This window comes from Rhodococcus sp. NPDC049939, assembly GCF_040656415.1.
In the GTDB taxonomy this organism is placed as follows: Bacteria; Actinomycetota; Actinomycetes; order Mycobacteriales; family Mycobacteriaceae; genus Rhodococcus_F.
The window spans coordinates 1,988,752-2,013,862 of sequence record NZ_JBFAMC010000001.1; the positions used below are offsets into that span (position 1 = coordinate 1,988,752).

The following is a 25,111-nucleotide window of genomic DNA, read 5'->3' on the forward strand; positions in this document are numbered from 1 at the left end:
CACGTAAGGTTTCCCCGACCGGTGAAAGCGTGTCCGCCCACGAATCCAGACCCGCAAATGTAAGAGGCGGACGCTTCCGCTCGCCCCCCAGACCATGCGTTCGCGAGCATTAGGGCACATACGATCTCATAGTTGCACAGCTTGCACGGCTCTGTTCGGCCATTCGTTCGCGAAGCGGCTCGACCAGGTTGAATGGGCTGCGTGAGGGCCTATTCGGGGTGGTGTAGCTGCCGCAACCAACGACTTTTCTTCGACCCAGGTTCGCTGCAGCGGGGAACTCACCAGGCAAGCTCGAGCGGCCTCCGTGCACCGACACCATCTCGCCGGTGGGGCGATACCGCCGCGTCGGTTCCCGGTCGATCAGACCCGCCGTCCAACGAGGTCACAGGTACCCTCGAGCTAGTGATCAACTGGACAGAACGCGCTCGGGACATAGCAGAGAACGTATTTGTTCCGGCGGCCAACACTGTCGACGCCGAGGGGAAGATCCCTCCCAACCACTTCGAGGTGCTGGCCAAGGCAGGCTTCTACGGCATCAGCGCACCCCCCGAGCTCGGCGGACCCGAGTTGAGCCCCGACGACCGGGCAGATCTGTTCGAAATCCTGTTCGGTAGCTGTCTGGCCACCGCGTTTACATGGGCGCAGCACGGCGGCGTTGTCAAACGGCTGGCAACATCGCCGAACACCGCCCTGCGCGACACCTACTGGAACGGCCTCGTGACCGGGTCCGTCAAGAGTGGCATCTCCGGCGCGGGAGCCGCCCCACAGCCGCCGCTGCTCCATGCGCGGCGCACCGAAAGTGGCTACGTTCTCAACGGTGTGGCGCCGTTCGTCACCGGTTGGGGCATCATCGATGTCGTGCTGTTTCTGGCCCGCGACGAGGTCGACGATTCGATCGTGGCGATGATTGTCGATGCACACCCGAACAAGGGGGTTTCTGTTCAAACGCTGCCGCTGATCGCCGCCCACGCAAGCAACACCGTCCGAGTCGGATTCGAGAACTTCCAGGTCTCGCGAGATCGGGTGTGCGAAGTGATCACCCGCGACGAGTTCATGGCCGGAGAGACACTTCTTTCCAAGTTCAACGCAACGATGCCGTTAGGCATCGCTCGGCGGTGCTTCGCGGAACTCGAAAAGCGGGCGGTCGACACATCTACCTTTGCGGCGCAGCTGCCGACCGTCCGTGACCATCTTGACGCCACGTTGACCGGAGAATATGACCGGAACGTGGCCCGAGCGGAGGCCGCGGTACTGGCCATTCGAGCCGCCACAGCCCTCATGGCAGCGACCGGCAGCTCCTCGTCGGTGAGAGGCAACACCGCCGAACGACTCGCCCGTGAGGCAATGTTGGCCATGATGGTCGCATCTCGGCCCGAGCTTCGCACCGCGCTAGTCGGTCAACTCGCAGCGCCGACCTCATTGACTTGATCCTGCCCGTGAAGGAAGACAGCGACTCCCGCCTTCGTGGCGCAACATCGACGGTGTGGCCCCCGCACTGATAGTCCACCTTGTTCGATCCGATCGCGCGGTACGCTCGATTTGGTGAACCACTGGACAGAACGCGCTCGGGAAATAGCAGAGAACGTATTTGCGCCGGCGGCCGACGCTGTCGACGCGGAGGGAAAGATTCCTCCCAACCACTTCGAGGTGCTGGCCAAGGCAGGCTTCTACGGCATCAGCGCACCCCCCGAACTCGGCGGACCCGACTTGAGCCTCGGTGACCGGGCAGAACTCCTGGAAATCCTGTTCGGTAGCTGCCTGGCCACCACATTTACTTGGGCGCAGCACGGCGGCGTCGTCAAGCACCTGGCAACATCGCCGAACACCGCCCTGCGCGACACGTACTGGGACGGCCTCATGGACGGGTCCGTCAAGGGCGGCGTCTCCGGTGCGGGAGCCGCCCCACAACCGCCATTGCTTCACGCGCGACGCACCGGCGATGGCTATGTTCTCTACGGTGCAGCGCCGTTCGTCACCGGTTGGGACATCATCGATGTCGTGCTGCTTTTCGCCCGCGACGAGGCCGACGACTCGGTTGTGGAGGTGCTCCTCGACGCGCACCCGAGCAAGGGGGCTTCCGTTCGCGCGCTCCCCCTGATAGCCGCCCGCGCGAGCAACACGGTCCGAATCGAATTCGACAACTTCGAAGTCCCGCGCGATCGGGTATGCAACGTGATCACCCGCGACGAGTTCATGGCGGGAGAGACTCTTCTTTCCAGGTTCGCTGCATCGATGCCCATGGGCATCACCCGCCGGTGCATGGTGGAGCTCGAGAAGCGAGCGGTAGACACGACCGACTTCGCGTCACAATTGTCGAACGTCCGTGACCATCTCGACGCCACACTGATCGGAGGATTCGACCAGCACTTGGCCCGTGCAGAGGCGGGCGCACTGGCCATTCGGGCCGCGACGACGCTCGTGGCGGCCACCGGCAGTTCCTCGTCCGTATCAGGCAACACCGCCGAACGACTCGCCCGTGAGGCGATGTTGGCCATGGTCGTCGGATCTCGGCCCGAGATTCGCACTGCATTGCTGGGCCAACTCTCGGCCACACCCTCGGTCGAGTGAGGGAGCGGCCGCAACTCGCTCACGACGCGGCCACCGAATAGAACTCGAGTCGTGTCGAATCAGACTGTCCGGCAGAAATTCGCGCCGGTGTCTCCCCGCCGGTCAAGACACGCGCAAGATCATCGCTTTCAGCGGCTCCAACACCGCCCCGCGTCCGAAGTTCACGCCGAGTCGAGATGATTCGCAGGGTTGCGTGGTAAGTAGCAAACACATAGCATTAATTGAATACTTGTCAATCGGGAAATTTTCTCACCTTCACTTCAGTCATGCCTCGAGAAATTGCGAACCGGGAGTTGTGATTCAACAAGGGGGTTCGATATGAAAAAGGTAGTAATAATTTCCGGTGCATCATCCGGGATCGGCTTCGCCACGCTGAAGAAGCTTGTGTCCGAAGGCCATACAGTCTATGGGTCCGGACGGGCCGAGAAGGATGCGGCCAAGATAGAGAGAGCCGGCGGTAAACCGCTCGAAATGGAGATGACCGACTATTCGACACTCGAAAAAGCGGTGAATTCGGTCATGGAAAACGAAAACCGGATCGACGTACTTTTCAACAATGCGGGTTATGGTCTTTACGGCTCTGTCGAGGAGACCTCAATTGACAAAGCCAAACACCAATTCGAGGTGAATCTGTTCGGCCTGGCCCGCCTTACGCAGCTTGTCTTGCCTCACATGCGGAAGCAAGAATCTGGCACGATCATCAACACGTCATCGATGGGCGGCAAAATATACACGCCGCTCGGCGCTTGGTATCACGCCACCAAGCACGCGGTTGAGGGCTGGTCGGACTGTCTACGACTCGAGTTGAAGCAGTTTGGGATCAACGTAGTCGTAGTCGAACCGGGCGGTATCCAGACGGCATGGGGCAGCGTTGCCGCCGACAACCTTCAAGAGATATCGAGCGGAGGGCCTTACAAGGACTTCGGCGAAAGGGTCGCTGATGGCATGAGGAACAGATACGAAAAGCAAGACTCACTCTCGCCTCCGTACGTTATTGCAGATGTCGTGTCGAAAGCCATATCTTCCGATCGGCCGAAGACAAGATACGTAGCAGGCAAGTACGCTCGACCATTGCTGTTCATTCGCAAATACTTTGGCGATCGAGTCTACGATCGCGTAGCAATGTCCGCAGCCTGAGCCTCCGCTCGGCGATCTGATCGGAACGGATTCCCGCAACGACGATCAGTCGCCCTCGAGTTCACCCTCGGTTTCGAGGTATACCTGCCGCAAGCCATCGAGCGTCTGTTGCTCGGGATGCTCCCACATGCCCCGATCCACCGCCTCGAGGAGGCGTTCGGCAATCCCGTGCAGAGCCCACGGGTTGGACTGCTCCATGAACTTGCGGTTCTGTTCGTCGAGCACATACGACTCAGCGAGATTCTCGTACATCCAGTCGGCGACCACATCGGTGGTGGCGTCGTATCCGAACAGGTAGTCGACGGTTGCTGCCATCTCGAAGGCGCCCTTGTAGCCATGGCGGCGCATCGCCTCGAGCCACCGGGGGTTCACGACGCGCGCACGGAACACCCGCGCCGTCTCCTCCGACAGGGTTCGGGTGCGCACCGACTCGGGGCGGGTGCTGTCGCCGATGTATGCCTCCGGTGACGTACCGGTGAGTGCACGAACCGTCGCGACCATCCCACCGTGGTACTGGAAGTAGTCGTCGGCATCGGCGATGTCATGCTCACGGGTGTCAGTGTTCTTGGCCGCCACCGCGATCCGCCGGTACGCGGTGCGCATGTCGTCGGCCGCAGGGGCACCGTCGAGTCCGCGACCGTATGCGAACCCGCCCCACGTGGTGTAGACGTCGGCCAGATCCGCGTCCCCGCGCCAGCTCTTCGAGTCGATCAACTGCAGCAACCCGGCTCCGTACGTACCCGGCTTGGAACCGAAGATGCGGGTGGTCGCGCGTCGTTCGTCGCCGTGTTCTGCGAGATCAGCCTGCGAATGCAGTCGGACAAAGTTGCTGTCGGCTGGTTCGTCAAGGGCGGCCACCAGCCGGACCGCGTCGTCGAGCAGAGCCAGCACGTGCGGGAACGCATCGCGGAAGAATCCGCTGATCCTGACCGTGACGTCGATGCGCGGGCGGCCCAACTCGTCGAGGTCGATCACCTCGAGATCGACCACTCGGCGGCTGGCCTCGTCCCACACCGGCCGGACCCCGAGGAGCGCGAAGATCTCGGCGATGTCGTCACCCGAGGTCCGCATCGCCGAGGTGCCCCACACCGACAGGCCCACCGACCGCGGCCAGTGCCCGTGATCTGCCCTGTACCGGTCCAGCAACGATTCAGCCATCGCCTGACCGGTTTCCCAGGCCAACCGGGACGGCACCGCTTTCGGGTCCACGGAGTAGAAATTGCGGCCTGTAGGGAGCACATTGATCAGCCCGCGCAACGGTGATCCACTCGGACCGGCCGCGATGAACCCACCGTCGAGCGCGTGCAGCACCTGGCGGATCTCGTTGTCGGTTTCCCTGAGCCTGGGCACCACCTCGGTCGCCGCGAAGCGCAGTATCTGTGCAACCGTGGCGTCGTCGGTGAGAGTGTCGGCGGCTTCGGGCCTCCAGTCCGCGTCGTGCATGCCCTGTACCAGCGCCTGAGCCCGTACCTCGACATCGTCCACGCGGCTGCGGGACTCGTCGCCGGCTTCACTGAGACCGAGCGCCTCACGCAGCCCCGGAACGTTCTGCTCGCCACCCCACATCTGTCTGGCACGCAGCATGGCGAGAACGAGTTCGACCTCGGCTGCGTCGCGGGGCGCCTGGCCGAGGACATGGAGACCGTCGCGGATCTGGACGTCTTTGATCTCGCACAGCCAGCCGTCGACGTGCAGCAGCATGTCATCGAACACGTCCTCGTCGGGGCGTTCCTCGAGGCCGAGGTCGTGGTCCATCTTGGCGGCTCGCATCAATGTCCAGATCTGCTGGCGAATCGCGGGCAACTTCGACGGGTCCAGTGCGGAGATGTTCGCGTGCTCATCGAGGAGTTGCTCGAGTCGGGCGATGTCGCCGTAGCTCTCGGCGCGGGCCATCGGTGGAATCAGGTGATCGACCAGGGTGGCGTGGGCGCGACGCTTGGCCTGGGTGCCCTCGCCGGGGTCGTTGACGAGGAACGGGTAGATGAGCGGCAGATCTCCGAGCGCGGCGTCAGGTCCGCACGCCGCGGACATGCCGAGTGTCTTGCCGGGCAACCATTCGAGGTTGCCGTGCTTGCCGAGATGGACCACCGCGTCGGCCCCGAAACCGCCCGCCTCGCTGTCTGCTGCAATCCACCGGTAGGCAGCCAGGTAGTGATGGCTCGGTGGAAGATCCGGGTCGTGGTAGATCGCGACCGGGTTCTCGCCGAATCCGCGGGGTGGCTGCACCATGAGCACGACATTTCCGAATTGCATTGCTGCGATGACTATTTCACCTGCAGAATCCTGCGTTCGATCGACATACATCTCGCCGGGCGCGGGACCCCAGTGCTCCTCGACGCGCTCGCGCAACTCCCCGGGCAGCGACGCGAACCATTCGCGGTAGCGATCGGCGGAGATGCGGATCGGGTTGCCCTCGAGTTGCTCGGCAGTCAGCCAGTCCGGGTCCTGTCCACCTGCAGCGATCAGGGCGTGGATCAGGGCGTCGCCGTCCCGCGTGGCGAGTCCAGGCACGGCGTCCGGCCCGTCTTCCGGCCCCAGGTCGTATCCGGCCGTGCGCATCTCGGTGAGCAACCGGATCGCGCTCGCCGGGGTGTCGAGTCCGACTGCGTTACCGATGCGGGCGTGCTTGGTGGGATACGCCGACAGCATCAGTGCGATGCGCCGCGCGGGGGCGGGGATGCGGCGCAGGCGCGCGTGCCGGACGGCAATCCCCGCCACCCGAGAAGCGCGCTCGGCATCCGGAACGTAGGTGGTCAGCCCATCGGAGTCGATTTCCTTGAATGAGAACGGCACCGTGATCAGCCGACCGTCGAATTCGGGCACCGCGACCTGCGTGGCCACGTCGAGTGGAGAGAGTCCGTCATCGTTGGACGCCCACGATTCGCGGCTGCTGGTCAGGCACAGGCCTTGCAGGATCGGCACGTCCAATGCGGCGAGGGCGGCTACGTCCCATGCTTCGTCGTCACCACCGGCCGTGACCCCTGAGGGTTTGGTACCGCCGGCGGCGAGCACAGTGACCACCATGGCATCGGCGCGGCGTAACGTCCGGAGTAGCTCTGGTTCGGCGGTGCGCAGCGACGCACAGAAAATCGGCAGCGGGTTGGCGTCGGAGGCCTCGACTGCCTCGCACAGCGCCTCGATGTACCGGGTGTTACCAGCCAAATGCTGGGCGCGGTAGTAGAGCACGGCGATCGTGGGCCGGTCCTCGACCGGATCCGGGGCGAACGGTGCGATTCCCCAGCTGGGCAGGCGCACCGGAGCCTCGAAACCGTGACCGGTGAGCAGCACGGTGTCCGACAGGAAGTGGTGCAGCTGCGCGAGATTGGCCGCACCGCCCTCGGCGAGGTAGTTGTGCGCCTCGGCAGCCACTCCCGCGGTGACCGTCGAACATTCCATCAACTCGGCGTCGGGAGCGTGCTCACCACCGACGACCACCACGGGCAATCCGCTGGCCAGAACGGCGGCAAGCCCCTCCTCCCACGCCCGCCGCCCACCAAGGATGCGCACGACGACGAGATCGGCGCCCTCGAGCAACACGGGCAGGTCTTCCTCGACGAGCAGTCGAGACGGATTCGCCAAGCGATAGTCCGCGCCGCTGGCGCGGGCACTGAGCAGATCGGTGTCCGAGGTGGAGAGCAGCAGAATCACAGCGGAAGCCTTCCTGGGGTATCGCGCCCCGTGGCGGTGGTTCGACGAAAACCGTGGGTTCGGCGGGTCAGCAGGCGAGGGTCTGGCTCGCCCACCGAGATCGGTGAGCCCACAGTGGCGCGACCGCACCGGATTCCCACCGGTTTCCTCTCCTGGTGCCGCAAGTGCTGGTGATGCTACCGGTCGCCACCCGTAGCCTGGGACCATGGTCGACGCCCGTTCCCGCCCCGATGCCTGCCCCGGCGCTTTCCGGTTCCACCAAGCCGCCGACGGCCCACTCGCCCGCGTGCGGCTTCCAGGCGGCACCTTGACGCCCGGACAAGTGCAGACACTCGCGGAATCCGCACGCGATCTCGGCAACGGCGAGATCGAACTGACCTCCCGCGCCAACGTGCAGTTGAGGGCAATCAGTGACCCGCAGGCGCTCACCAACCGCCTCGGCGATGCCGGACTGTTGCCGTCACGGACACACGAACGTGCTCGCAACATCCTCGCCTCACCGCTGACCGGGCGCATCGGCGGACTCACCGATCTCCGCGGCATGGTCGACGAACTCGACCGGAGGCTGTGCGCCGACGCCAGGTTGGCCGAACTACCGGGCCGCACCCTCTTCACCCTCGACGACGGTCGCGGTGACATCACCCCGCTCGGTGGCGATTTCGGTATCCATGCGGTCGGACAGACCGAAGTCGCCGTGGTACTCGCCGGTCGCGACAGCGGCGCCCGAATCGCGGTGACGGATTCAGTGACCGTACTCCTCGATGCCGCCCGCGTATTCCTCGAACTTCGCGACCAGCACTGGCGACTGTCCGAGATCACCGACGCGGTGGAACGCACGCTCGCGTCCCTCACCCTCGCGCCGACCGCCGAACCGGTCACCGGGTTCGGCGAGCATCACGCACCGATCGGGTGGCTCGAGCAACCGGACGGTGGCGTCACGCTCGGCGGTGGTCTCGCGTTCGGAATCCTCGATACAAGGATGGCGGAGTTCCTCGCCGCGATCGACAAGCCCGTGATCATCACCCCGTGGAAAACCTTGCTGCTGTGCGACCTCGACGAATGGTCCGCCGAGCAGGTGGTACGTGTCCTCGCCCCGATGGGCCTGATCTTCGACGAGAACTCGCCCTGGCTGAACGTCAGCGCCTGCACCGGGCAACCGGGGTGCGAGAAGGCTCATGCCGATGTGCGCGCCGACGCTCGGGAGGCTGTTCGCAGCGGCGAAGTCCCACCGGAGGGCCGCACGCACTGGTCAGGATGCGAGAGGCGCTGCGGGCGCCCGTCTGGTGAAGTCACCGACATCGTCGCGACCGCGACTGGTTACCGAGCCGCGACCGCGACTGGTTACCAGGTGGAGAGTCCTTGAGCTGTGGGCCTCTATCGTGAGCGAATGGTCGACTACATCCGAGACGGCGCGGAGATCTACCGCCGGTCCTTTGCCACGATCCGCGCCGAGGCGGATCTGCGTGCTTTTCCCGAGGATGTCTCGAAGGCTGTGGTCCGGATGATTCACGCCAGTGGCCAGGTCGATCTGGTAGGCGATGTCGCGTTCACCCCCGGAGTCGTGAAGGCCGCTCGCGCGGCACTGGAAGGGGGCGCCCCCATCTTGTGCGACGCGCAAATGGTGGCCGCCGGGGTGACTCGGAAGCGTTTACCTGCGGACAACGAGGTGCTGTGCACGCTGCGTGACCCGCGGGTCGCTGCGCTGGCCGAGCGGATCGGGAACACCCGCTCGGCCGCTGCTCTGGAGTTGTGGGGCAGCAAACTCCAGGGCGCCGTGGTCGCGATCGGCAACGCCCCGACCGCGTTGTTCCATCTGTTGGACATGATCGAATCGGGTGCGCCCAGGCCTGCTGCGATCGTGGGGGGTCCGGTCGGCTTCATCGGTGCCGCCGAGTCGAAGGAGGCGTTGATCGAGCACCCCAGCGGACTCGACTATCTGGTGGTTCGCGGTCGTCGGGGTGGCAGCGCCATCACGTCGGCAGCCCTGAATGCGATTGCGAGTGAAGTCGAATGAGCTCCGAGGCGCCCAGGCCCGGCAAGCTGTGGGGAGTCGGAATCGGGCCGGGCGATCCGGAACTGGTGACGGTCAAGGCCGCACGGATCATCGCCGAGGCCGATGTGGTCGCTTTCCACAGCGCCCGGCACGGCAAGAGCATCTCGCGGGCGATCGCGGAGCCGTACATGCGTGAGGGCCAGATCGAGGAGCATCTCGTCTACCCCGTCACGACCGAGACCACCGACCATCCCGGTGGATACCAGGCGGCGATCGACGAGTTCTACGAGAAGTCCTCGGAGCGGTTGGCCGCCCACCTGGAGGCAGGCCGCGCCGTGGCACTCCTCGCCGCCGGCGATCCGCTTTTCTACAGCTCCTACATGCACATGCACAAACGCCTGTCGCAGCGCTTCGAGGCGGAGGTGGTTCCCGGTGTCTCTTCTATCAGTGCCGCCTCCGCGGCGTTGGCGATGCCGCTCGTGGAGGGCGAGGAAATCCTCACCGTCCTACCCGGCACGCTTCCGCAGGGCGAGTTGACGCGCCGGCTGCGAGAGACGGACGCCGCCGCGATCCTCAAGCTCGGGCGCACGTATCCGATCGTCCGGAAGGCGTTGAAAGAGTCGGGGCGGATCGACGAAACCTGGTACATCGAACGAGCCAGCACAGGGCGGCAGCGGATCGACGCGGCAGACAACGTCTCGGACGAAGACGTTCCCTACTTCTCGATCGCCGTCGTTCCCAGCCCGTCGAACACCCGACGAGGCATGGCCGCCCCCGCCGGTGAACTGGTCGTCGTCGGGCTCGGTCCCGGCGATCTGGCGTGGACGACACCCGAGGTGCAGCACGAATTGTCGCTGGCCACCGACATCGTCGGCTACGGCCCCTACATCGACCGGGTGCCGGAGCGTCCCGGGCAGCGCCGCCACCGCAGCGACAACAGGGTCGAGGCCGAGCGTGCGGCGATGGCACTCGATTTGGCGAAGAACGGGGCACGTGTCGCTGTGGTCTCGTCCGGCGACCCGGGCGTATTCGCGATGGCGGCCGCGGTTCTCGAGGTAGCGGACGAGGATCAGTGGCGCAACGTTCCGGTGCGCGTCCTGCCCGGAATGACGGCCGCAAACGCCGTCGCAAGCCGGGTCGGCGCCCCCCTTGGGCACGACTATGCCGTCCTGTCCTTGTCCGATCGGCTCAAGCCATGGGAGGTCGTGGCTCGGCGCATTTCCGCCATCGCCGGCGCCGACATGGCCTTCGCCGTCTACAACCCGGCGTCGAAATCACGTACCTGGCAGGTAGGAGCGATGCGCGACCTCGTTCTCGAGCATCGCTCCCCCGACACCCCGGTGATCATCGGCCGTGACGTGGCCGGCGCGCAGGAGTCGGTGCGCGTTGTGCACCTCGCCGACCTCGACCCCGCCGAGATCGACATGCGTTGTCTGCTGATCGTCGGCTCGTCCATGACGACCGTGGTTGAGGGCGAACACGGAACCAGGGTCTTCACTCCCCGCCGTTACCCGGGCTGAAGACGGAGGTGCCGTCGAGGCGGCGTAGAGCAACACCCCGCGGTGACAGGGTGATCTGTCAACTCCACCTATGAAGTGACGCTCCGGGTCCGGACACGAGGGGCTTGATCAGTTTCAGGTCCACGTCGGCAGGCCACGAACATCTCGGTGTGGTGGTAGACAAGTTTCATTGGGACTGTTGCGCCCGTGTTCACACATCGGTCCTGGCACCGACCCACTGAACGGACGGAGAACCTTCGATGGCTGACGTGCGTCAGGCAACCTATGACCTACTGCGCGCCCATGAACTGACGACGATCTTCGGGAACCCCGGATCCAACGAACTGCCCTTCCTGGCTGGAATGCCCGACGACTTTCTCTACGTACTGGGCCTGCACGAGGGGGCCGTGCTCGCCATGGCGGACGGCTATGCGCAGGCGCGCGGCGGCCCGGCATTCGTGAACCTCCATGCGGCGGCGGGCACCGGCAACGCGATGGGTTCGCTCACCAACTCGGTGTATTCGCACAGCCCCCTGATCATCACGGCGGGACAGCAGGTTCGTTCCACGATTGGCCAGGAAGTGATGCTTGCCAACGTCGAGGCGCCGACGCTCCCGAAACCCCTCGTGAAGTGGTCGAGCGAGCCTGCATGCGCACAGGATGTACCCAGGACCATCAGCCACGCTATTCACATCGCGAACCTGCCCGCCAAGGGGCCGGTGTATGTGTCGGTACCGTACGACGACTGGGAGCAGGAAGCACCCGTCGAGACCCGGCACCTGGTCGAGCGCACCACTGCGCCTGCCAACTCGCTGACGGCGGATCAACTCGGGGTACTCGTCGAGGCTCTCGCCGGTGCCCAACACCCCGTCCTGGTGCTCGGCCCCGAAGTGGACGCCGAGCGCGCCAACGACGAAGCAGTGCGCCTCGCGGACGCCTTGTGCGCTCCGGTGTGGATCGCACCATCGCCGGCGAGATGCCCGTTCCCTACCCGTCACCGCAGCTTTCGGGGCGTGCTGCCGGCCGCCGTTCAGGGGGTGACCGACGCGCTCGCGGGGCACGACCTGATTCTCGTCATTGGAGCGCCAGTCTTCCGCTACCACCAATTCGCGCCGGGTGAGTACCTGCCTGAGGGCGCCCGGTTGATCCAGCTCACGAGTGATCCAGGTGAGGCCGCACGGGCACCAATGGGCGACGCGTATGTGACCGGCATGCGTGACTCCCTGACCCGCCTGGCCGACGCGGTGCCGGGACGCGGTGCAACACTCCCCCCGCTCGAGGGGATACCTCCTGCTCGAACATCGCCGGACGGTCTTCACCCGGAGCAACTGTTCGCACTGGTGCGCGAGACCGCGCCCGGCGATGTGGTCTACGTGAAGGAGTCGACATCGACGACAGGGGCTTTCTGGTCTCAAATGGACCTGTCTCGGCCGAACAGCTACTACTTCCCCGCGTCCGGTGGTCTCGGGTGGGGGCTTCCCGCCGCAGTCGGCGCCCAACTCGCACTCCCTGACCGCCGCGTGGTCGGACTGATCGGGGACGGATCTGCCAACTACGGCATCACGGCCCTGTGGACCGCCGCCCGATATGACATCCCGGTAATCATCGTGATCCTCAAGAACGGAACGTATGGTGCGCTGAGGTGGTTCGCGCGGATCCTCGATGCTTGTAAAGCCCCCGGGTTGGACGTCCCCGGTATCGACTTCGCTGCCATTGCGTCCGGATACGGCGTCACCGCGACCTCGGTTCGGACATCAACTGATTTCGTCGCCGCGTTCGAGGAAGCGCTGGCCGACTACCGCCCGGCTGTGATCGAGGTCGAGACCACCGTCACCGAACCTTGAATCTTCAACACCCTGGTCACCTCCTGCGCGGAGGAATCCGTCGTTCGTGACCGGTCGACTCATGAAGCGAGCTGACTGGCGGTGGTTCACGGGGTGTTGAGATACTCCTCGATCGCCTGCTGCGCCCTGGGGTTCCCCTGCGCGATGCCGACGATGGCACCGGTGAGCGCCCCGATGGGTGAACCGATCATGCAGCCCGCGAGGCTGCCCGGAAACATCGATACACACCCGACGCCGAGTCCTATCGCCGCGCCGATTGCCATTCCAGCCGCGCCACCGTTGGCCCATCCGAGTCCGAGTTCGTTGAGCATGTTCTCGAGCGCGGCCTGCTTCTCAGGCGATGGCGGAGGACCGAAGAGATCGGGCATCAGCGGAGGGGGTGCCGGTTCGACGGGCGCCGGTTCAGCGGGTGCCGGGGCGGGGCCTGGGTCGGGTGCCAGGGGATCCGCTTGCGCAGTACCCGCTCCGAGAGTGACGGCCAAAGCTACGAGGGCTGACGCTGCTGATTTCTGTATCAAATTCATTGCGATCCACCTTGCTGGCTGAGGTCAAACTCTTCTTGACTGTAGCCGAAATCACACTGGCGGACTCGAAACAAAGGCCCGAGCATGGGCCGCACTCTGGTAACAGCTGGTTTTCTGGCCGGTGAACAGTGGTGCCTGAAGTCACGAGTCCCGAAATCAACGGGGCGGACGATCACTGCCGGGGCCATCAGCGAAAACTGCCCGATAAGTCTGCTTCTGCCGGTTGGTGAATGTAGCCTTGAAGAACTCGAGAGCATCGGTCCGGAATTCCGCAGGCCGCACGTGGAACCGGCGCACCGAAAGGTCAGCCACTTGATCGCGAAGCCGATTCTGGCCATGTCCGCATGTATCACAGCGGCGGTTCTGCTCGCCTTACCCGCCGGCGCCACACCGTCATCGGGAGTGAGTGCGCAGACACTACTCGAGACCACCGTTCCCGGTACGTCGGGGGGCACGGTGCTCACCCTCCGGCGCATCGAGATCGCACCCGGTGGCACGACCGGGTGGCACTACCATGACGGTCCGGTGTACGGGTTTGTCGAATCGGGGGAACTCACCCGGACTCTCCACGACTGCACTACCGCTGTGTCGACGCCGGGTCAGGTCGTCATCGAGGGCCACGGAAGTGACCAAGTCCATGTGGGCGACAACCTCGGTTCGGCTCCCGTCGTCCTCCTCGCACTCTATGCCGAACCAGAGGGAAAGCCCTTGTCCGAGGACGTTTCCGACCCACCGTGCTGACGCCTACGCGGTGCGTGTAACCCATCAACGAGAAACCGAGGGTCCCCACCGCTGATGGTAGCCGTGGAGATCCTCGGTTTCGAAGCTCTGTCGAATGGGCTGATTGGGACGGAGCGTGATCACCCTATGGAATCAGCGAGCTTCCGAGGTCGATGAACTGGATCGTTCTGCTCATCCAGCTCACCATCATTTCGAGATACTGCTGCAGCATGGGGATTTCCTTCCTCAGGGTGTCGGCGCAACGGACAGGGTGTTCAGGTACTTCGCAAACGTCTCGACCAGATCGACAGATGCGAAATTCACTAGATCAGAACTGAAGTCGAGGGACAGCTCTAGCATGTTTTCTCACTCCTGATTACGGGGCTTCGACAGGACCGAGGTCACCGACGGAACCAAGGATCTCGTTCAGAGATCCGGCCACTGCCGACGAACCGGCCGGCAACACGTCGATAATGTTGCCGACGGCCGCAAATACTGCACCGATCAGCCCATCCAAAAGTGCCAGTGGGTCGATCAGCGACCCTAAATCAATGCTCGAAACGAGGTCGAGAAGACTTCCGGAATCCATTGTCGTTTACTCTCCTTGTGATCGACCATTTTCAGACCCAACCGAAATCAACGGATAATGCGAACGGCTCGAACAAAATTGCAGGGACCGCTATCCTGATCAGGTTGCCCAACCCACTTTCCAACGCCTCCGCAATTGACCCAGAACCCATTATTCGACTCCTGTCGTGTAGCAGCACATGAACGGAACCTGCCTTCTTTCAGCTGAGGAGGGCCGCATCGACCAGCGATCCAATAGCAGGCGTCACAGAACCCGAGTACACATCGGCTAGCAGGTCAGTTAGCAACGTCGCCGTTGCCTCCAGGAATGACACACTCATTCGATTTTTTCCTTCTCTGCACGGGTGTTGAAATCACTCATCGGACATGGCACGGCCCCTCACTGATTTCATATAGAGCGACCACGAGAAACACACAGAACACTTTGGTGAAACCGTTTCGGGGATCCGGTTGCCCCGCTCTTGGAGTCAACCCAACTGTGTTGCAAGGAAACTAACCGATGATGTTCACCTTGGAAAGTCCTGGACCGAAGATTGTCATAATCAACCAATCGTTGTGCAATTGCGCTACTTTTCAACCGTCCAGTACGGCGACGTCAATTCGTGAAACCAATTCGTCGAGCAAACGGGGTCAACGAGTTGCTTACCGACGGGAATCCCCGGTTCGGCGGGCCGCGGACCGACCCGGCGCCGAAGAATCTTCGGCCTCATGGGTGTGCGAACCAAGCCACGCCATCACACCTGCGACATCGTGCACCACATCGACGCCCGGCGGCAGCGGTGGACGGCGAATCATGAGCACAGGAATTCCCATGGCACGCGCGGCCGCAACCTTCCCGTAGGTCTGGTCTCCGCCGCTGTTCTTGGTGACCAGAACGTTGATGCGGTGCTCTTGCATGAGTTCGCGTTCAGCCGCCGACGTGAACGGCCCCCGAGCGAGTAGAAGCCGCGACTGCGGCGGCATGTCGGCGTCGGGCGGATCGATAGCGCGCACCAGAAACCACAGGGCTCCCAGTGCTGCGAACGAGTCGACGCCCTGCCTGCCGATGGTGAGGAACACCCGCGAACCCACGTCGGGCAACAGCTGCGCCGCGTCGGCGAGATCGGCCACCTCACGCCAGTCGTCGCCGGTTCGGCGCACCCACTCGGGACGCCGCAAGAGCAATAGCGGGATATTGCACCGACTGGCGGCCTCGACCACGTTCGCCGTAATCCGGGCTGCGAACGGGTGGGTAGCATCCACAATCGCGTCGACCGGGTTCGTCCGCAGCCAGTCGGCGAGTCCGCCCGCTCCCCCGAATCCGCCGATGCGCACGTCGCCGACCGGCACCCGAGGATCCCGGGTGCGGCCGGCCAACGACGACACGGCGTCGGTGTGTGGATCTTCACTCACAGCCGCCGCGAGCACACGGGCCTCCCCGGTACCGCCGAGGATCAGGATTCGCGGCATCGTCAGTGAGTGGTGCGAGTACGTGTTGTCGAATACAGATAGCTGTCCGGAAACCCCTCGGCAGCAAGCGCTTTGCCGACCACTACTACGGCAGTCTTGGTGACACCGGCGACTTTTACCTGGTCCGCGATCGTGGTGAGAGTCCCGCGCAGCACGATCTCGTCCGGGCGTGAAGCGAACGCGACGACGGCGGCGGGGCAGGTCGGCCCGTAGTTCTCGGTGAGTTCCTCGACGATCTGATCTATGCGATGCGCACCCAGGTGCACCACCATGGTGGCGCCGCTACGACCGAGAGACCGCAGGTCCTCACCCTCAGGCATTGCGGTCGACAGGGTGGACACCCTGGTCAGCACAATGGTCTGAGAGACACCGGGAACGGTCAACTCCCGTCCCAACGACGCCGCCGCGGCAGCGAAGGCAGGAACCCCCGGAACGATGGTGTATGTGACGCCGGCGGCGTCGAGTCGGCGGGCCTGTTCGGCGACGGCACTGAAAACCGATGGGTCACCCGAGTGCAGGCGTGCGACGTCGTAGCCCGCCGCGTCGGCCTCGAGCAGGTGGGCGACGATCTCGTCGAGGCTCAACCTCGCCGTGTCGACGATCTGAGCACCTACCGGGCATTCGGCCAGTAGTTCCTGCGGAACCAGGCTTCCCGCGTAAAGGCATACCGGACTCGTTGCGATGATCCGCTGGGCCCGCACCGTGACCAGGTCGGCGGCTCCCGGGCCGGCTCCGATGAAATACACCGTCATGATGGACAACCCTTCGACTGCTTGGTCACCGACCACTGCACAACGGGCAGTTGCGGTCGCCACGTGGTGAACCCGCCGAGCGGCTCGCCTCGGTACACCTGGAACTTGCGAATCTGGCCACCGTGTTTCGAAACCGACTGCAGCAAAACTACTTCCGATTCCGCTGTCACGGCATTCGCCACCAATCGACCACCAGATCCGAGCCGGTCCCAACACTCGTCGAGCAGACCCTTTCTGGTGAGCCCACCCCCGACGAAAATCGCGTCGGGCAACGACAACGCCGCCGGGACATGCTCGAAGGCGCCCGGGGATTCGCCGAGCACCATCAGTGAAGACACTCCCAGCGTGCGGGCGTTTTCCTCGATCGTCTTGACCCGGTGGGCATTTCGCTCGAAGGCCACTGCACGGCATCTTGGATGGGTGCGCATCCATTCGATGGCTATGGTGCCGGATCCGGCCCCCACATCCCACAGCAACTCACCCGGTGCGGGCGCCAACGCACAGAGCGTCACCGCACGGATCTCCTGTTTGGTCATCTGCCCGTCGCCGGAGTACACCTCGTCGGGCAGCCCGGGGATGCGGGTCAGACGCACCCTCCCAGGATCGGCTCGGCACTCGATCGCGATGACATTCAGGCGGTTACCGAGTTCGCGCGTCCACGTCGATGCCGTGCCGTCGATCCGCGACTCCGTCGGTCCCCCGAGACCGCCGAACACAGTGAGATGCGATTCCCCGAACCCGTGATGCGTGAGCTGAGCGGCGACGGCTGCGGGCGTGTGCTCGTCGCGGCTCAGCACCAGTAGGCGTGCGCCCGAGACGGCCGCTGGAAGCAGGGACTCGACCGGTCGGTCTACAAGGGAGACTACCGAGGTGGCGTGCGCAGGCCACCCCATCCGGGCGCAGGCAAGGGTTGCCGACGACGGATGCGGGATCACCTGCACCCGCTCTGCGCCGAGCAGATCGACCAATGTGACGCCGATTCCGTGAAACATCGGATCGCCACTGGCCAGAACGCAAATCTGCCGACCGGCGTGCTCAGCAACAAGCCCCTGCAGGGCAGGTATCAGCGGAGACGGCCATGGCACCCGGAGCGCTCCCGAGTCGGGGACCAGATCGAGTTGGCGCCGGGATCCCATCAATACTTCGGCGCGCTCTACCTCATGGCGCGCGCGAGGTGCCAATCCGTTCCATCCGTCGGCGCCGATACCGACGACGACCACTTCGTCTCTCATCGCGGCATCCGCCGCCAGATCGCCTGGGGCACCATCCGCATTATGAAGAAGACGGGCCCAAGCCGTCCTGGCACCGCCACCCGACTCGAACCCCGGCTCAGGCCGCGCACGACCGCCTCGGCTACTTGCCCGGGGGTGCTCGACATCGGCGCCGGCGACATCCCCTCGGTCATCCGCCCGATCACGAAGCCGGGCCGGACCAGCAGGAGTGACACTCCGCTGCCGTGGAGGGCGTCACCGAGGCCGCTGGCGAACCCGTCCAGCCCAGCCTTCGCCGAGCCGTATACGTAGTTGGCGCGGCGCACGCGCACGCCGGCCACGGACGAGAACACGACTATCCGCCCCGACCCCTGCTCGCGGAGCAGGTTGGCCAGATGGGTCAGCGCACTGATCTGCGCCACATAGTCGGTGTGGACCACGCCGACAGCGTGGCGAGCGTCCCGCTCGGCGCGCGCCTGGTCTCCCAGAACGCCGAACGCTAGCACTGCCACCGACAGCGGACCGTGCTCGGCCACAACGGACGTGAGCAGCTGTTCGTGGCTGTCGAGGTCGTCGGCGTCGAACTCCACGCACTTCACTACCGCCGCGCCCGCCTCGAGTAGCGAGTCCCGTTCCTCGGCGAGTTCGGTGCTCCGGCGGGCGGCGAGGACGATCGTGCGTCCGGGCGCGAGGCGAGATGCGATCTCGAGGCCGATCTCGCTGCGGCCGCCGAGGAGGAGCACCGCCCCGTGATCGTCGATCAGGTTCGAGCGCCTCCCGCTGTCGTTCTTCGATCCCAGGGTCACTCGTCCAGTCTCCTCGATTAACCTCGGGACATGGACCGCACCCCCTCCCCCCCGATCCACCTGACCGACGAGGCACTGACCTTCCTCGCTGAAGATCGCCTGGGTACACTCACGACGCTCCGCAAAAACGGCACCCCCCACGTGGTGGCTATCGGCTTCACCTGGGATCACGGGCAGGGGCTGGCGCGGGTGATCACCCGCGGCTACTCCCAGAAGGCCCTCAACGTCGAACGCGGGGGGTATGCGGCGGTGACTCAGGTCGACGGACGACGCTGGATCACCCTCGAGGGGCCGTCCCGGGTCCTGAACGACGCCGATGCGGTTGCCGACGCGGTAGCCCGCTACACAGCTCGGTATCCCCGGTACAGCACTCCCGACCACCCGGCCCGGGTGGTCGTCGAGATCGCGGTCAGCCGCGTACTCGGCTCGGCCGCGGTGTGTCCCCGCTGAACCGCAGCTTCCACGGGACCAAGGCGGACTCGAGCTGGACGGCGAGGCTCATCTTGGAAACCCCGTCGGTGCGCTCTTCGAATCGGATCGGCACCTCGGCAATCGTCAGACCCCGCCGCACCGTGCGGTAGTTCATCTCCACCTGAAACGCGTAGCCGTTGCTCTGCACACCGTCGACGTCGATCGCACGCAAGGTGTCGGCTTGCCACGCCTTGAATCCGGCGGTCGCGTCTTTCACACGCAGCCGCAAGATCGCATTTACGTAGAAGTTCGCCCACGCCGACAGCGCCTTGCGGTACCACGGCCAGTCGGCGGCGACTGCGCCGCCGGTCACGTACCTGGATCCGAGCACGACGGCCGCGTCGGTCGTCGTGAGTGTCTCCAGCATCCGAGGGACGGCCTCACAGGGGTGCGACAAGTCGGCGTCCATCTGGATCACGATGTCGGCGCCCTCGGACAACGCACGACTCATCCCGGCCACATAGGCGCGCCCCAAGCCGTCCTTGACTGTCCGGTGCAGGACACCGAGCGGAATCGGACCGTCGATTCCGAGTTTGTCTGCAACCTCGCCCGTGCCGTCCGGCGAATTGTCGTCGACAACCAGCACATGCATGTTCGGAATACCCAACGCCGCGAGAAGTTCGACGATCTTGGGCAGGCTGTCGCGCTCGTTGTAGGTCGGTACAACGACGGTTACCTTCGGGGCAACGTTCTCCATGACACCTTCGTGTGATCTGTGTTTCCACACTCGCCGCAACGCACGACGACGGATGTGGGCGTTAACAAATAGCTGATGTTACCCGGGGAGTACTGCCAACCCGTGCGGGCGGGTGTTCACCGGTTCGCATCCGTCGGCGGTCACGATGACTATGTCTTCGATCCTCGCACCCCATTCGCCGCGGAAGTAGATGCCGGGCTCCACGCTGAACGCCATTCCCTCCTTCAACTCGATCGTGTTCCCCGACACGATGTAGGGCTCTTCGTGTACGGACAGCCCGATGCCGTGCCCTGTCCGATGGACGAAGGCCTCCGCCAAGCCGTGCGCTGCCAGCAGGTCACGGGCCGCCGCGTCTACAGCTTCCGCTGTCACACCGGGACGAATCAGATCGACGGCCGCGGCGTGTGCCTCCTCGAGCACGGCGAACCTCTCCGCGACCGCTGGGTCGGGTTCTCCCATGCTGTAGGTGCGTGTGGAGTCCGAGTTGTATCCGACTTCGACGGGACCGCCTATGTCGACGACCACGACATCACCCGACTCGACGACGCGATCGGACACCTCATGGTGGGGATCGGCCCCATGCGGCCCTGAACCCACGATGACGAACGCTGCCTCGGTGTGCCCCTCCTCGAGTATGGCGGCGACGATATCGGCCGCAACCTGAGCTTCGGTGCGACCGACCCGAAGGAACTCGCCCATCCGGGCATGGACCCGGTCGATTGCCTGCCCAGCCCGGCGCAGAGCGTCGATCTCCGCTTCGTCCTTGACCATTCGCAGTTCACGGAGAACATCCGTGGCGAGCACTGGCAGCACACCGAGTGCCTCGGACAACGGGATCAGATGGAGCGCGGGCATCGCGTCTGTGACGGCGGTCCGTGCGGGCGAAGGGAGGAGCGCCGCCACCGCGCGGTACGGGTCCACGCCATCGACCCAGTCCCGGATAGTCAAGCCCAGGTCGGACGCCGCTGACTCGGTGAGCGAGGCCAGCTCCAGTCGCGGCACCACCACCGATGCGGTCTCGCCGTTCGCCGGAATCACCAGGCAGGTCAGGCGTTCGAACGACTCCGCCCGCGAACCCAGCAGATATCGCAGGTCGGGTCCCGGAGTGATCAGGAGGCCGTCGAGGCCGGCAGCGCGGGCGAGGCCGGCGGCACGAGAGATTCGGTCTTCGTAGACAGCAGTGGGAAAACGGGCGGGCGATGTGTCTAGGGAACTCATGACTTCAGGCTAAGCCGGTTTGGCAGGATGAGGGACATGTCCGGACCTCTGCTTCTCCTCGACGGCGCCAGCCTCTGGTTTCGTGCGTACTACGCACTTCCCGATTCGATCACTTCTCCGGACGGCCGCTCCGTCAATGCGGTGCGTGGCTTCACCGACATGGTCGCCACGCTGATCACCAAATTCGAACCCTCGCGGGTCGTGGTGTGCCTGGACCTCGATTGGCGACCTGAGTTCCGGGTGCGGGCAGTGCCCACCTACAAGGCGCACAGGGTCGCCGCAGACACCGACGGGACCGAGGAAGAGGTACCCGACACCCTGTCGCCCCAAGTACCAATGATCCTGAATGTCCTTGCCGCCACCGGGATAGCCACTGCAGGTGCCGAAGGTCTCGAAGCGGACGACGTTCTCGGCACCCTCGCCGCCACCGAGTCACGCGACACCACGATCGTCGTCACGGGCGATCGCGACCTCCTCCAGGTGGTTACCGACGATCCGGTGCCCGTTCGGGTGCTCTATGTCGTGCGTGGACTCGCGAAGGCCGAACTGCTCGGACCAGCCGAGGTGGCAGCCAAGTACGGCGTTCCTGTTGACCGCGCCGGCGAAGCCTACGCGGAACTCGCTCTCCTACGCGGTGATTCGTCCGACGGCCTACCCGGAGTGAAAGGGGTCGGCGAGAAGACCGCCTCCAGCATGTTGATGCAGTACGGGTCAGTGAAGAACCTGCGGGCCGCCGCGCTCGATCCCAGCTCCGGAATGGCGAAGGGGATGCGGGCGAAGTTCGCGGCCGCAGCCGACTACCTCGACGCCGCATTGCCAGTCGTTCAGGTAGTGCGCGACGCTGAGGTTTCGTTCTCACGGGACGACGCGCTGCCCGCGGCGCCGGTGGACCCGGCCCGGCTCGACGAACTTGCTCAGGACCTGGGAATCGCGAACTCGGTCGGACGCCTCGAGAAGGCGCTGAAGTCGGCGGCCGCTGCTCAGTCGTTCTGACATCACGCCCCAATCCTCCGGCACCTGTGCGATTTTGGGCTGACGCTCGGTCCGATGTGCCCGGGGTCTTCTGAACTCGAGGCGGGCAGACAACGCGACTTCGATATGCCCGAAATGGGCGGATTCGAGACTTCGCTATCATTCCCGCCCATTACCCCGTCGAGCAAAGAGGTTCACTTGAGCATCGCCAGAAGGATCGCCGCCACTGCGGCCGCCGCGCTCACCAGTGCAAGCATCGGATTCGGGGTGGCATCGGCTGCCCCCGCAGAAGAGAAGGCTGCCCCCACAGACGAGAAGGCCACGTCGGCGGCTACTGCCGTGGGGCCGGGAACCACTATCAAAATTGAGCACCCCGATGGCTCCTGGTGGAGGTGCACCGTCGCGTTTACCGCGACGACTCCGTCGAACGAGCCGGTGGCCGTGACAGCCGGACATTGCGCAATCCCCGGATCGAAGGTGTATGTCGACGGAAGGTTGATCGGCGAGACCGACCAGACGTCGTCGAGAGACGATGGCACGTTTTCACCGGATTGGGCGACCATCACGTTGAACGATAAAGCTCAGCCGGTCGCCGCTTCGGACAAGGTGGCGCCGGAGTCGGTCGGGAAGGCCCAGGTGGGCGATGAGGTGTGTCTACAGGGGTCGACCTCGGGATGGCAATGCGGCGAGGTGACCGGCATCCTCGGTGACTGGATCTACTCCGATCTCGAGCACGCGCCCGGCGACAGCGGCGGGCCGATCATCCGTACCAGCGACAACGCCGCCGTGGGGATCCACTCGGGATGGAGGTTCGACGAGGACTACGGCGAATCCTACTCGCTGGCAGCTGCTCTCACGAAGGCCGGAGGATACCTGCTGACCACCGTCAACGGGCCCGCCCCCGCACCCGAGACATCCCCACTGGGCTCGCTGGGTAGTTCCTGAAGCTGAATCGCCTTGGCCGCAACCGATCGTGCCGGTATCGCCAACTCTGGCTGCCCTGAGATTGCACCCTAACTCTGCGTCGGCAGTTTGTGAATGGTGACAGGGTTCGGCCGAACCTGCCCACCTCCCCAAAAAACAGGGCATAGGGCAATACACTCCGACGGCCAGCGTGGATGACATCGCGGTCTCGCTGCCGCCCGCTCCCACCACCGCGTCAACACAGTCGAACAATGAGGACTAGATGAGCATTACCCGCAAGATCACCGCTGCTACCGCCGTCGCTCTGACGATTTCAAGCGTCGGGTTCGGGGTGGCATCCGCTGCCCCCGCAGACGAGAAAGCCGCATCAGCGGGTACTCCCGTGGGGCCGGGGACCGAGATCACTGTTGAGATGCCCGACGGTTCCTGGTCGGGGTGCACCGTTGCGTTTACTGGAACGACTCCGTCGAACGAACCGGTGGCGTTGACAGCGGGGCATTGCGCCTTTCCCGGAATGCGCATCTATGCCGACGGAAAGTTGATCGGCGAGACCGACAAGTCGTCGCTCGAGGAGGAATGGGATCCGATCTCACCGGACTGGGCGACCATCGCGTTGAACGAGAACGCTCAGCCGGTTGCCGCTTCGGACAAGGTGGCGCCGGAGTCGGTCGGGGTTGCCCGGTTGGGCGATGAGGTGTGCAGCGACGGGAAGACATCGGGATGGCAATGCGGTGTGGTCACCGCTATCACAGGTGACTGGATCTGGCACAACCTCGTGATGGCACCCGGCGACAGCGGCGCGCCCTTGATCCGCACCAGCGACAACGCTGCTCTGGGAATTCACTCAGCACGCGGTGACCTGTTGCCCATGGACTACGGCAGGTCCTACTCGCTGGCCGCTGCTCTCACGAAGGCAGGAGGATACGAGCTGACCACCGTCAACGGGCCCGCCCCCGCACCCGAGACCTCCCCACTGGGCTCTCTCGGCAGTTCCTGACACCGAATCGCCCGCGATCGAGCGGGTGGGGCAACGCCCAGCACCGTCGGCCGCGACACCCACCGGGTGCATCGCGGCCGACGCGCTCGAATAGCTAACTGGGGCGGCCCATCTCGTACGTGCTGTCGCCGTCACCGAAGTCGGCGAGCACTGCCCCGGACGTCTCGAGGCCGCACCCAATTCCGTAGCCGAAAAATCAAGGCATACAAGCAATCCGACTCCGATGCGTCCATTTCGGAAGGCGTCGAGATTGCATTGTCATGACCCGCCCGGCGCACCGTCGAACGAAGAGGTTTACTTGAGCATCACCAGCAAGGTCACCGCCGTTACCGCCGCCGCTCTGGCGATTGCCGGCATTGGATTCGGGGTGGCATCCGCTGCCCCCACAGAGGAGAAGACGGCATCAGATGAGAAGGCGGCCTCGGCCGCTACCCCCGTGGGGCCGGGGACCACGATCATCGCGGAGAGAACTGATGGCAGCCGGACACGGTGCACGGTTGCGTTTGTCGCGACTACCCCCTCGGGCCAGCCAGTGGCACTGACTGCAGCGCATTGCGCTCTCCCTGGATGGAAGATATATGTCGACGGAAAGTTGATCGGTGAGACCGACAAGTCGTCGAGAACGGAGGACTCGGGTTCCTTTGCACCGGATTGGGCGACTATCGCGCTGAACGAACAGGCTGAGCCGTTTGCCGCTTCGGACAAGGTGTCACCCGAGTCGGTGGGCAAGGCTCGGGTGGGCGATGAGGTGTGCCTGCAGGGGTCGACCTCGGGATGGCAGTGCGGTGAAGTGACCGGCGTCTCTGGCTACCGGATCTGGTACGACCTCGAGGACGCGCCTGGTGACAGCGGCGGGCCGATCATCCGCACCAGCGACAACGCCGCACTGGGAATTCACGTTGCACAGGTCTCGGTGTTCAACGCAGCATGGGGCGAGGCTCACTCGCTGCCAGATGCTCTGTCAGAGGCTGGAGGATACGACCTGACTACCGTCAACGGACCCGCCCCCGCACCCGAGGCATCTCCACTGGGCTCTCTCGGCAGTTCCTGACACCGAATCGCCTGCGATCGAGCGGGCGGGGCGAACATCGAG

The 25,111-nt window shown here is 64.5% G+C and carries 22 protein-coding genes and 1 riboswitch; of the genes, 13 read left to right on the plus strand and 9 right to left on the minus strand.

Translation table 11 applies throughout. The annotated features are described in order from the left end of the window. Window positions 1-402: 402 nt before the first annotated feature. The 3 genes from AB0I57_RS08805 to AB0I57_RS08815 all read left to right on the plus strand — a co-directional run bounded on the left by AB0I57_RS08805 (window position 403) and on the right by AB0I57_RS08815 (window position 3,705). Window positions 403-1,428 carry an acyl-CoA dehydrogenase family protein gene (locus AB0I57_RS08805; protein ID WP_358332670.1) on the plus strand — a complete coding sequence of 342 codons (1,026 nt, stop codon included), beginning with the start codon at window positions 403-405 and terminating at the stop codon, window positions 1,426-1,428. Window positions 1,429-1,542: 114 nt separating this feature from the next. After that, window positions 1,543-2,568, plus strand: a complete 1,026-nt coding sequence (locus AB0I57_RS08810) for an acyl-CoA dehydrogenase family protein (protein ID WP_358332674.1) — start codon at window positions 1,543-1,545, stop codon at window positions 2,566-2,568. Window positions 2,569-2,886: 318 nt separating this feature from the next. Next, window positions 2,887-3,705: an oxidoreductase gene (locus tag AB0I57_RS08815; RefSeq protein ID WP_358332677.1), complete on the plus strand. Its 819-nt coding sequence runs from the start codon at window positions 2,887-2,889 to the stop codon at window positions 3,703-3,705. Between the two features lie 45 nt (window positions 3,706-3,750). On the opposite strand, the gene cobN is transcribed toward AB0I57_RS08815, so the two are convergent. Then, a complete protein-coding gene (gene cobN, locus AB0I57_RS08820) occupies window positions 3,751-7,353 on the minus strand; it encodes a cobaltochelatase subunit CobN (RefSeq protein ID WP_358332680.1) in 3,603 nt (1,200 codons plus the stop codon). Between the two features lie 80 nt (window positions 7,354-7,433). Next, a riboswitch (cobalamin riboswitch) is annotated at window positions 7,434-7,501 on the minus strand. A 57-nt stretch (window positions 7,502-7,558) separates the two neighbouring features. On the opposite strand from cobN, the gene cobG reads away from it, so the two are divergent. From cobG to mdlC, 4 genes are all read left to right on the plus strand, one after another. Continuing rightward, complete coding sequence (gene cobG / locus AB0I57_RS08825; protein ID WP_358332683.1) at window positions 7,559-8,716, plus strand: precorrin-3B synthase; 1,158 nt, start codon at window positions 7,559-7,561, stop codon at window positions 8,714-8,716. A 24-nt stretch (window positions 8,717-8,740) separates the two neighbouring features. After that, window positions 8,741-9,367, plus strand: coding sequence for a precorrin-8X methylmutase (locus tag AB0I57_RS08830; protein ID WP_358332686.1), 627 nt, complete (start codon window positions 8,741-8,743; stop codon window positions 9,365-9,367). Next, entirely contained in the window at window positions 9,364-10,866 is a 1,503-nt protein-coding gene (locus AB0I57_RS08835) for a precorrin-2 C(20)-methyltransferase (protein ID WP_358332689.1), read from the plus strand. Before AB0I57_RS08830 ends, AB0I57_RS08835 begins: the two co-directional genes overlap by 4 nt. A 239-nt stretch (window positions 10,867-11,105) precedes the next feature. Next, entirely contained in the window at window positions 11,106-12,689 is a 1,584-nt protein-coding gene (mdlC, locus tag AB0I57_RS08840; protein WP_358332692.1) for a benzoylformate decarboxylase, read from the plus strand. A gap of 86 nt (window positions 12,690-12,775) precedes the next feature. Here the strand turns inward: mdlC and AB0I57_RS08845 are convergent, their stop codons facing one another. After that, window positions 12,776-13,213, minus strand: a complete 438-nt coding sequence (locus AB0I57_RS08845; RefSeq protein WP_358332695.1) for a hypothetical protein — start codon at window positions 13,211-13,213, stop codon at window positions 12,776-12,778. Between the two features lie 312 nt (window positions 13,214-13,525). Here AB0I57_RS08845 and AB0I57_RS08850 point away from each other — a divergent pair, with 312 nt between their 5' ends. Continuing rightward, the gene (locus AB0I57_RS08850; protein ID WP_358332698.1) at window positions 13,526-13,954 is read left to right on the plus strand and encodes a cupin domain-containing protein; all 429 of its coding nucleotides are present in this window, start codon (window positions 13,526-13,528) and stop codon (window positions 13,952-13,954) included. Between the two features lie 355 nt (window positions 13,955-14,309). Here the strand turns inward: AB0I57_RS08850 and AB0I57_RS08855 are convergent, their stop codons facing one another. The 5 genes from AB0I57_RS08855 to AB0I57_RS08875 all read right to left on the minus strand — a co-directional run bounded on the left by AB0I57_RS08855 (window position 14,310) and on the right by AB0I57_RS08875 (window position 18,739). After that, the gene (locus AB0I57_RS08855) at window positions 14,310-14,522 is read right to left on the minus strand and encodes a hypothetical protein (RefSeq protein ID WP_358332701.1); all 213 of its coding nucleotides are present in this window, start codon (window positions 14,520-14,522) and stop codon (window positions 14,310-14,312) included. A gap of 641 nt (window positions 14,523-15,163) precedes the next feature. After that, the gene (locus AB0I57_RS08860) at window positions 15,164-15,970 is read right to left on the minus strand and encodes a cobalt-precorrin-6A reductase (protein WP_358332704.1); all 807 of its coding nucleotides are present in this window, start codon (window positions 15,968-15,970) and stop codon (window positions 15,164-15,166) included. Window positions 15,971-15,972: 2 nt separating this feature from the next. Next, window positions 15,973-16,722, minus strand: coding sequence for a precorrin-4 C(11)-methyltransferase (gene cobM / locus AB0I57_RS08865; protein WP_358332706.1), 750 nt, complete (start codon window positions 16,720-16,722; stop codon window positions 15,973-15,975). Next, window positions 16,719-17,954: a precorrin-6y C5,15-methyltransferase (decarboxylating) subunit CbiE gene (cbiE, locus tag AB0I57_RS08870; protein WP_358332709.1), complete on the minus strand. Its 1,236-nt coding sequence runs from the start codon at window positions 17,952-17,954 to the stop codon at window positions 16,719-16,721. The genes cobM and cbiE overlap by 4 nt, the downstream gene beginning before the upstream one ends. After that, the gene (locus AB0I57_RS08875) at window positions 17,951-18,739 is read right to left on the minus strand and encodes an SDR family NAD(P)-dependent oxidoreductase (protein WP_358332712.1); all 789 of its coding nucleotides are present in this window, start codon (window positions 18,737-18,739) and stop codon (window positions 17,951-17,953) included. Before AB0I57_RS08875 ends, cbiE begins: the two co-directional genes overlap by 4 nt. A 30-nt stretch (window positions 18,740-18,769) precedes the next feature. On the opposite strand from AB0I57_RS08875, the gene AB0I57_RS08880 reads away from it, so the two are divergent. Then, entirely contained in the window at window positions 18,770-19,189 is a 420-nt protein-coding gene (locus AB0I57_RS08880) for a pyridoxamine 5'-phosphate oxidase family protein (RefSeq protein WP_358332715.1), read from the plus strand. Here the strand turns inward: AB0I57_RS08880 and AB0I57_RS08885 are convergent. Together AB0I57_RS08885 and AB0I57_RS08890 are read right to left on the minus strand one after the other, a co-directional pair. Continuing rightward, on the minus strand, window positions 19,149-19,907 hold the full coding sequence (locus AB0I57_RS08885; protein WP_358332718.1) for a polyprenol monophosphomannose synthase: 759 nt from the start codon (window positions 19,905-19,907) through the stop codon (window positions 19,149-19,151). The genes AB0I57_RS08880 and AB0I57_RS08885 overlap by 41 nt on opposite strands. A 78-nt stretch (window positions 19,908-19,985) precedes the next feature. Next, a complete protein-coding gene (locus AB0I57_RS08890; RefSeq protein WP_358332721.1) occupies window positions 19,986-21,125 on the minus strand; it encodes a Xaa-Pro peptidase family protein in 1,140 nt (379 codons plus the stop codon). Window positions 21,126-21,161: 36 nt separating this feature from the next. Between AB0I57_RS08890 and AB0I57_RS08895 the strand changes: the two genes are divergently transcribed. From AB0I57_RS08895 to AB0I57_RS08910, 4 genes are all read left to right on the plus strand, one after another. Further along, a complete protein-coding gene (locus tag AB0I57_RS08895; protein ID WP_358332723.1) occupies window positions 21,162-22,118 on the plus strand; it encodes a 5'-3' exonuclease in 957 nt (318 codons plus the stop codon). Window positions 22,119-22,295: 177 nt separating this feature from the next. Continuing rightward, window positions 22,296-23,042, plus strand: a complete 747-nt coding sequence (locus AB0I57_RS08900) for a S1 family peptidase (RefSeq protein ID WP_358332726.1) — start codon at window positions 22,296-22,298, stop codon at window positions 23,040-23,042. Between the two features lie 241 nt (window positions 23,043-23,283). Beyond that, window positions 23,284-24,018, plus strand: coding sequence for a S1 family peptidase (locus tag AB0I57_RS08905; RefSeq protein ID WP_358332729.1), 735 nt, complete (start codon window positions 23,284-23,286; stop codon window positions 24,016-24,018). Between the two features lie 298 nt (window positions 24,019-24,316). Beyond that, on the plus strand, window positions 24,317-25,069 hold the full coding sequence (locus AB0I57_RS08910) for a S1 family peptidase (RefSeq protein ID WP_358332732.1): 753 nt from the start codon (window positions 24,317-24,319) through the stop codon (window positions 25,067-25,069). Window positions 25,070-25,111 lie beyond the last annotated feature (42 nt).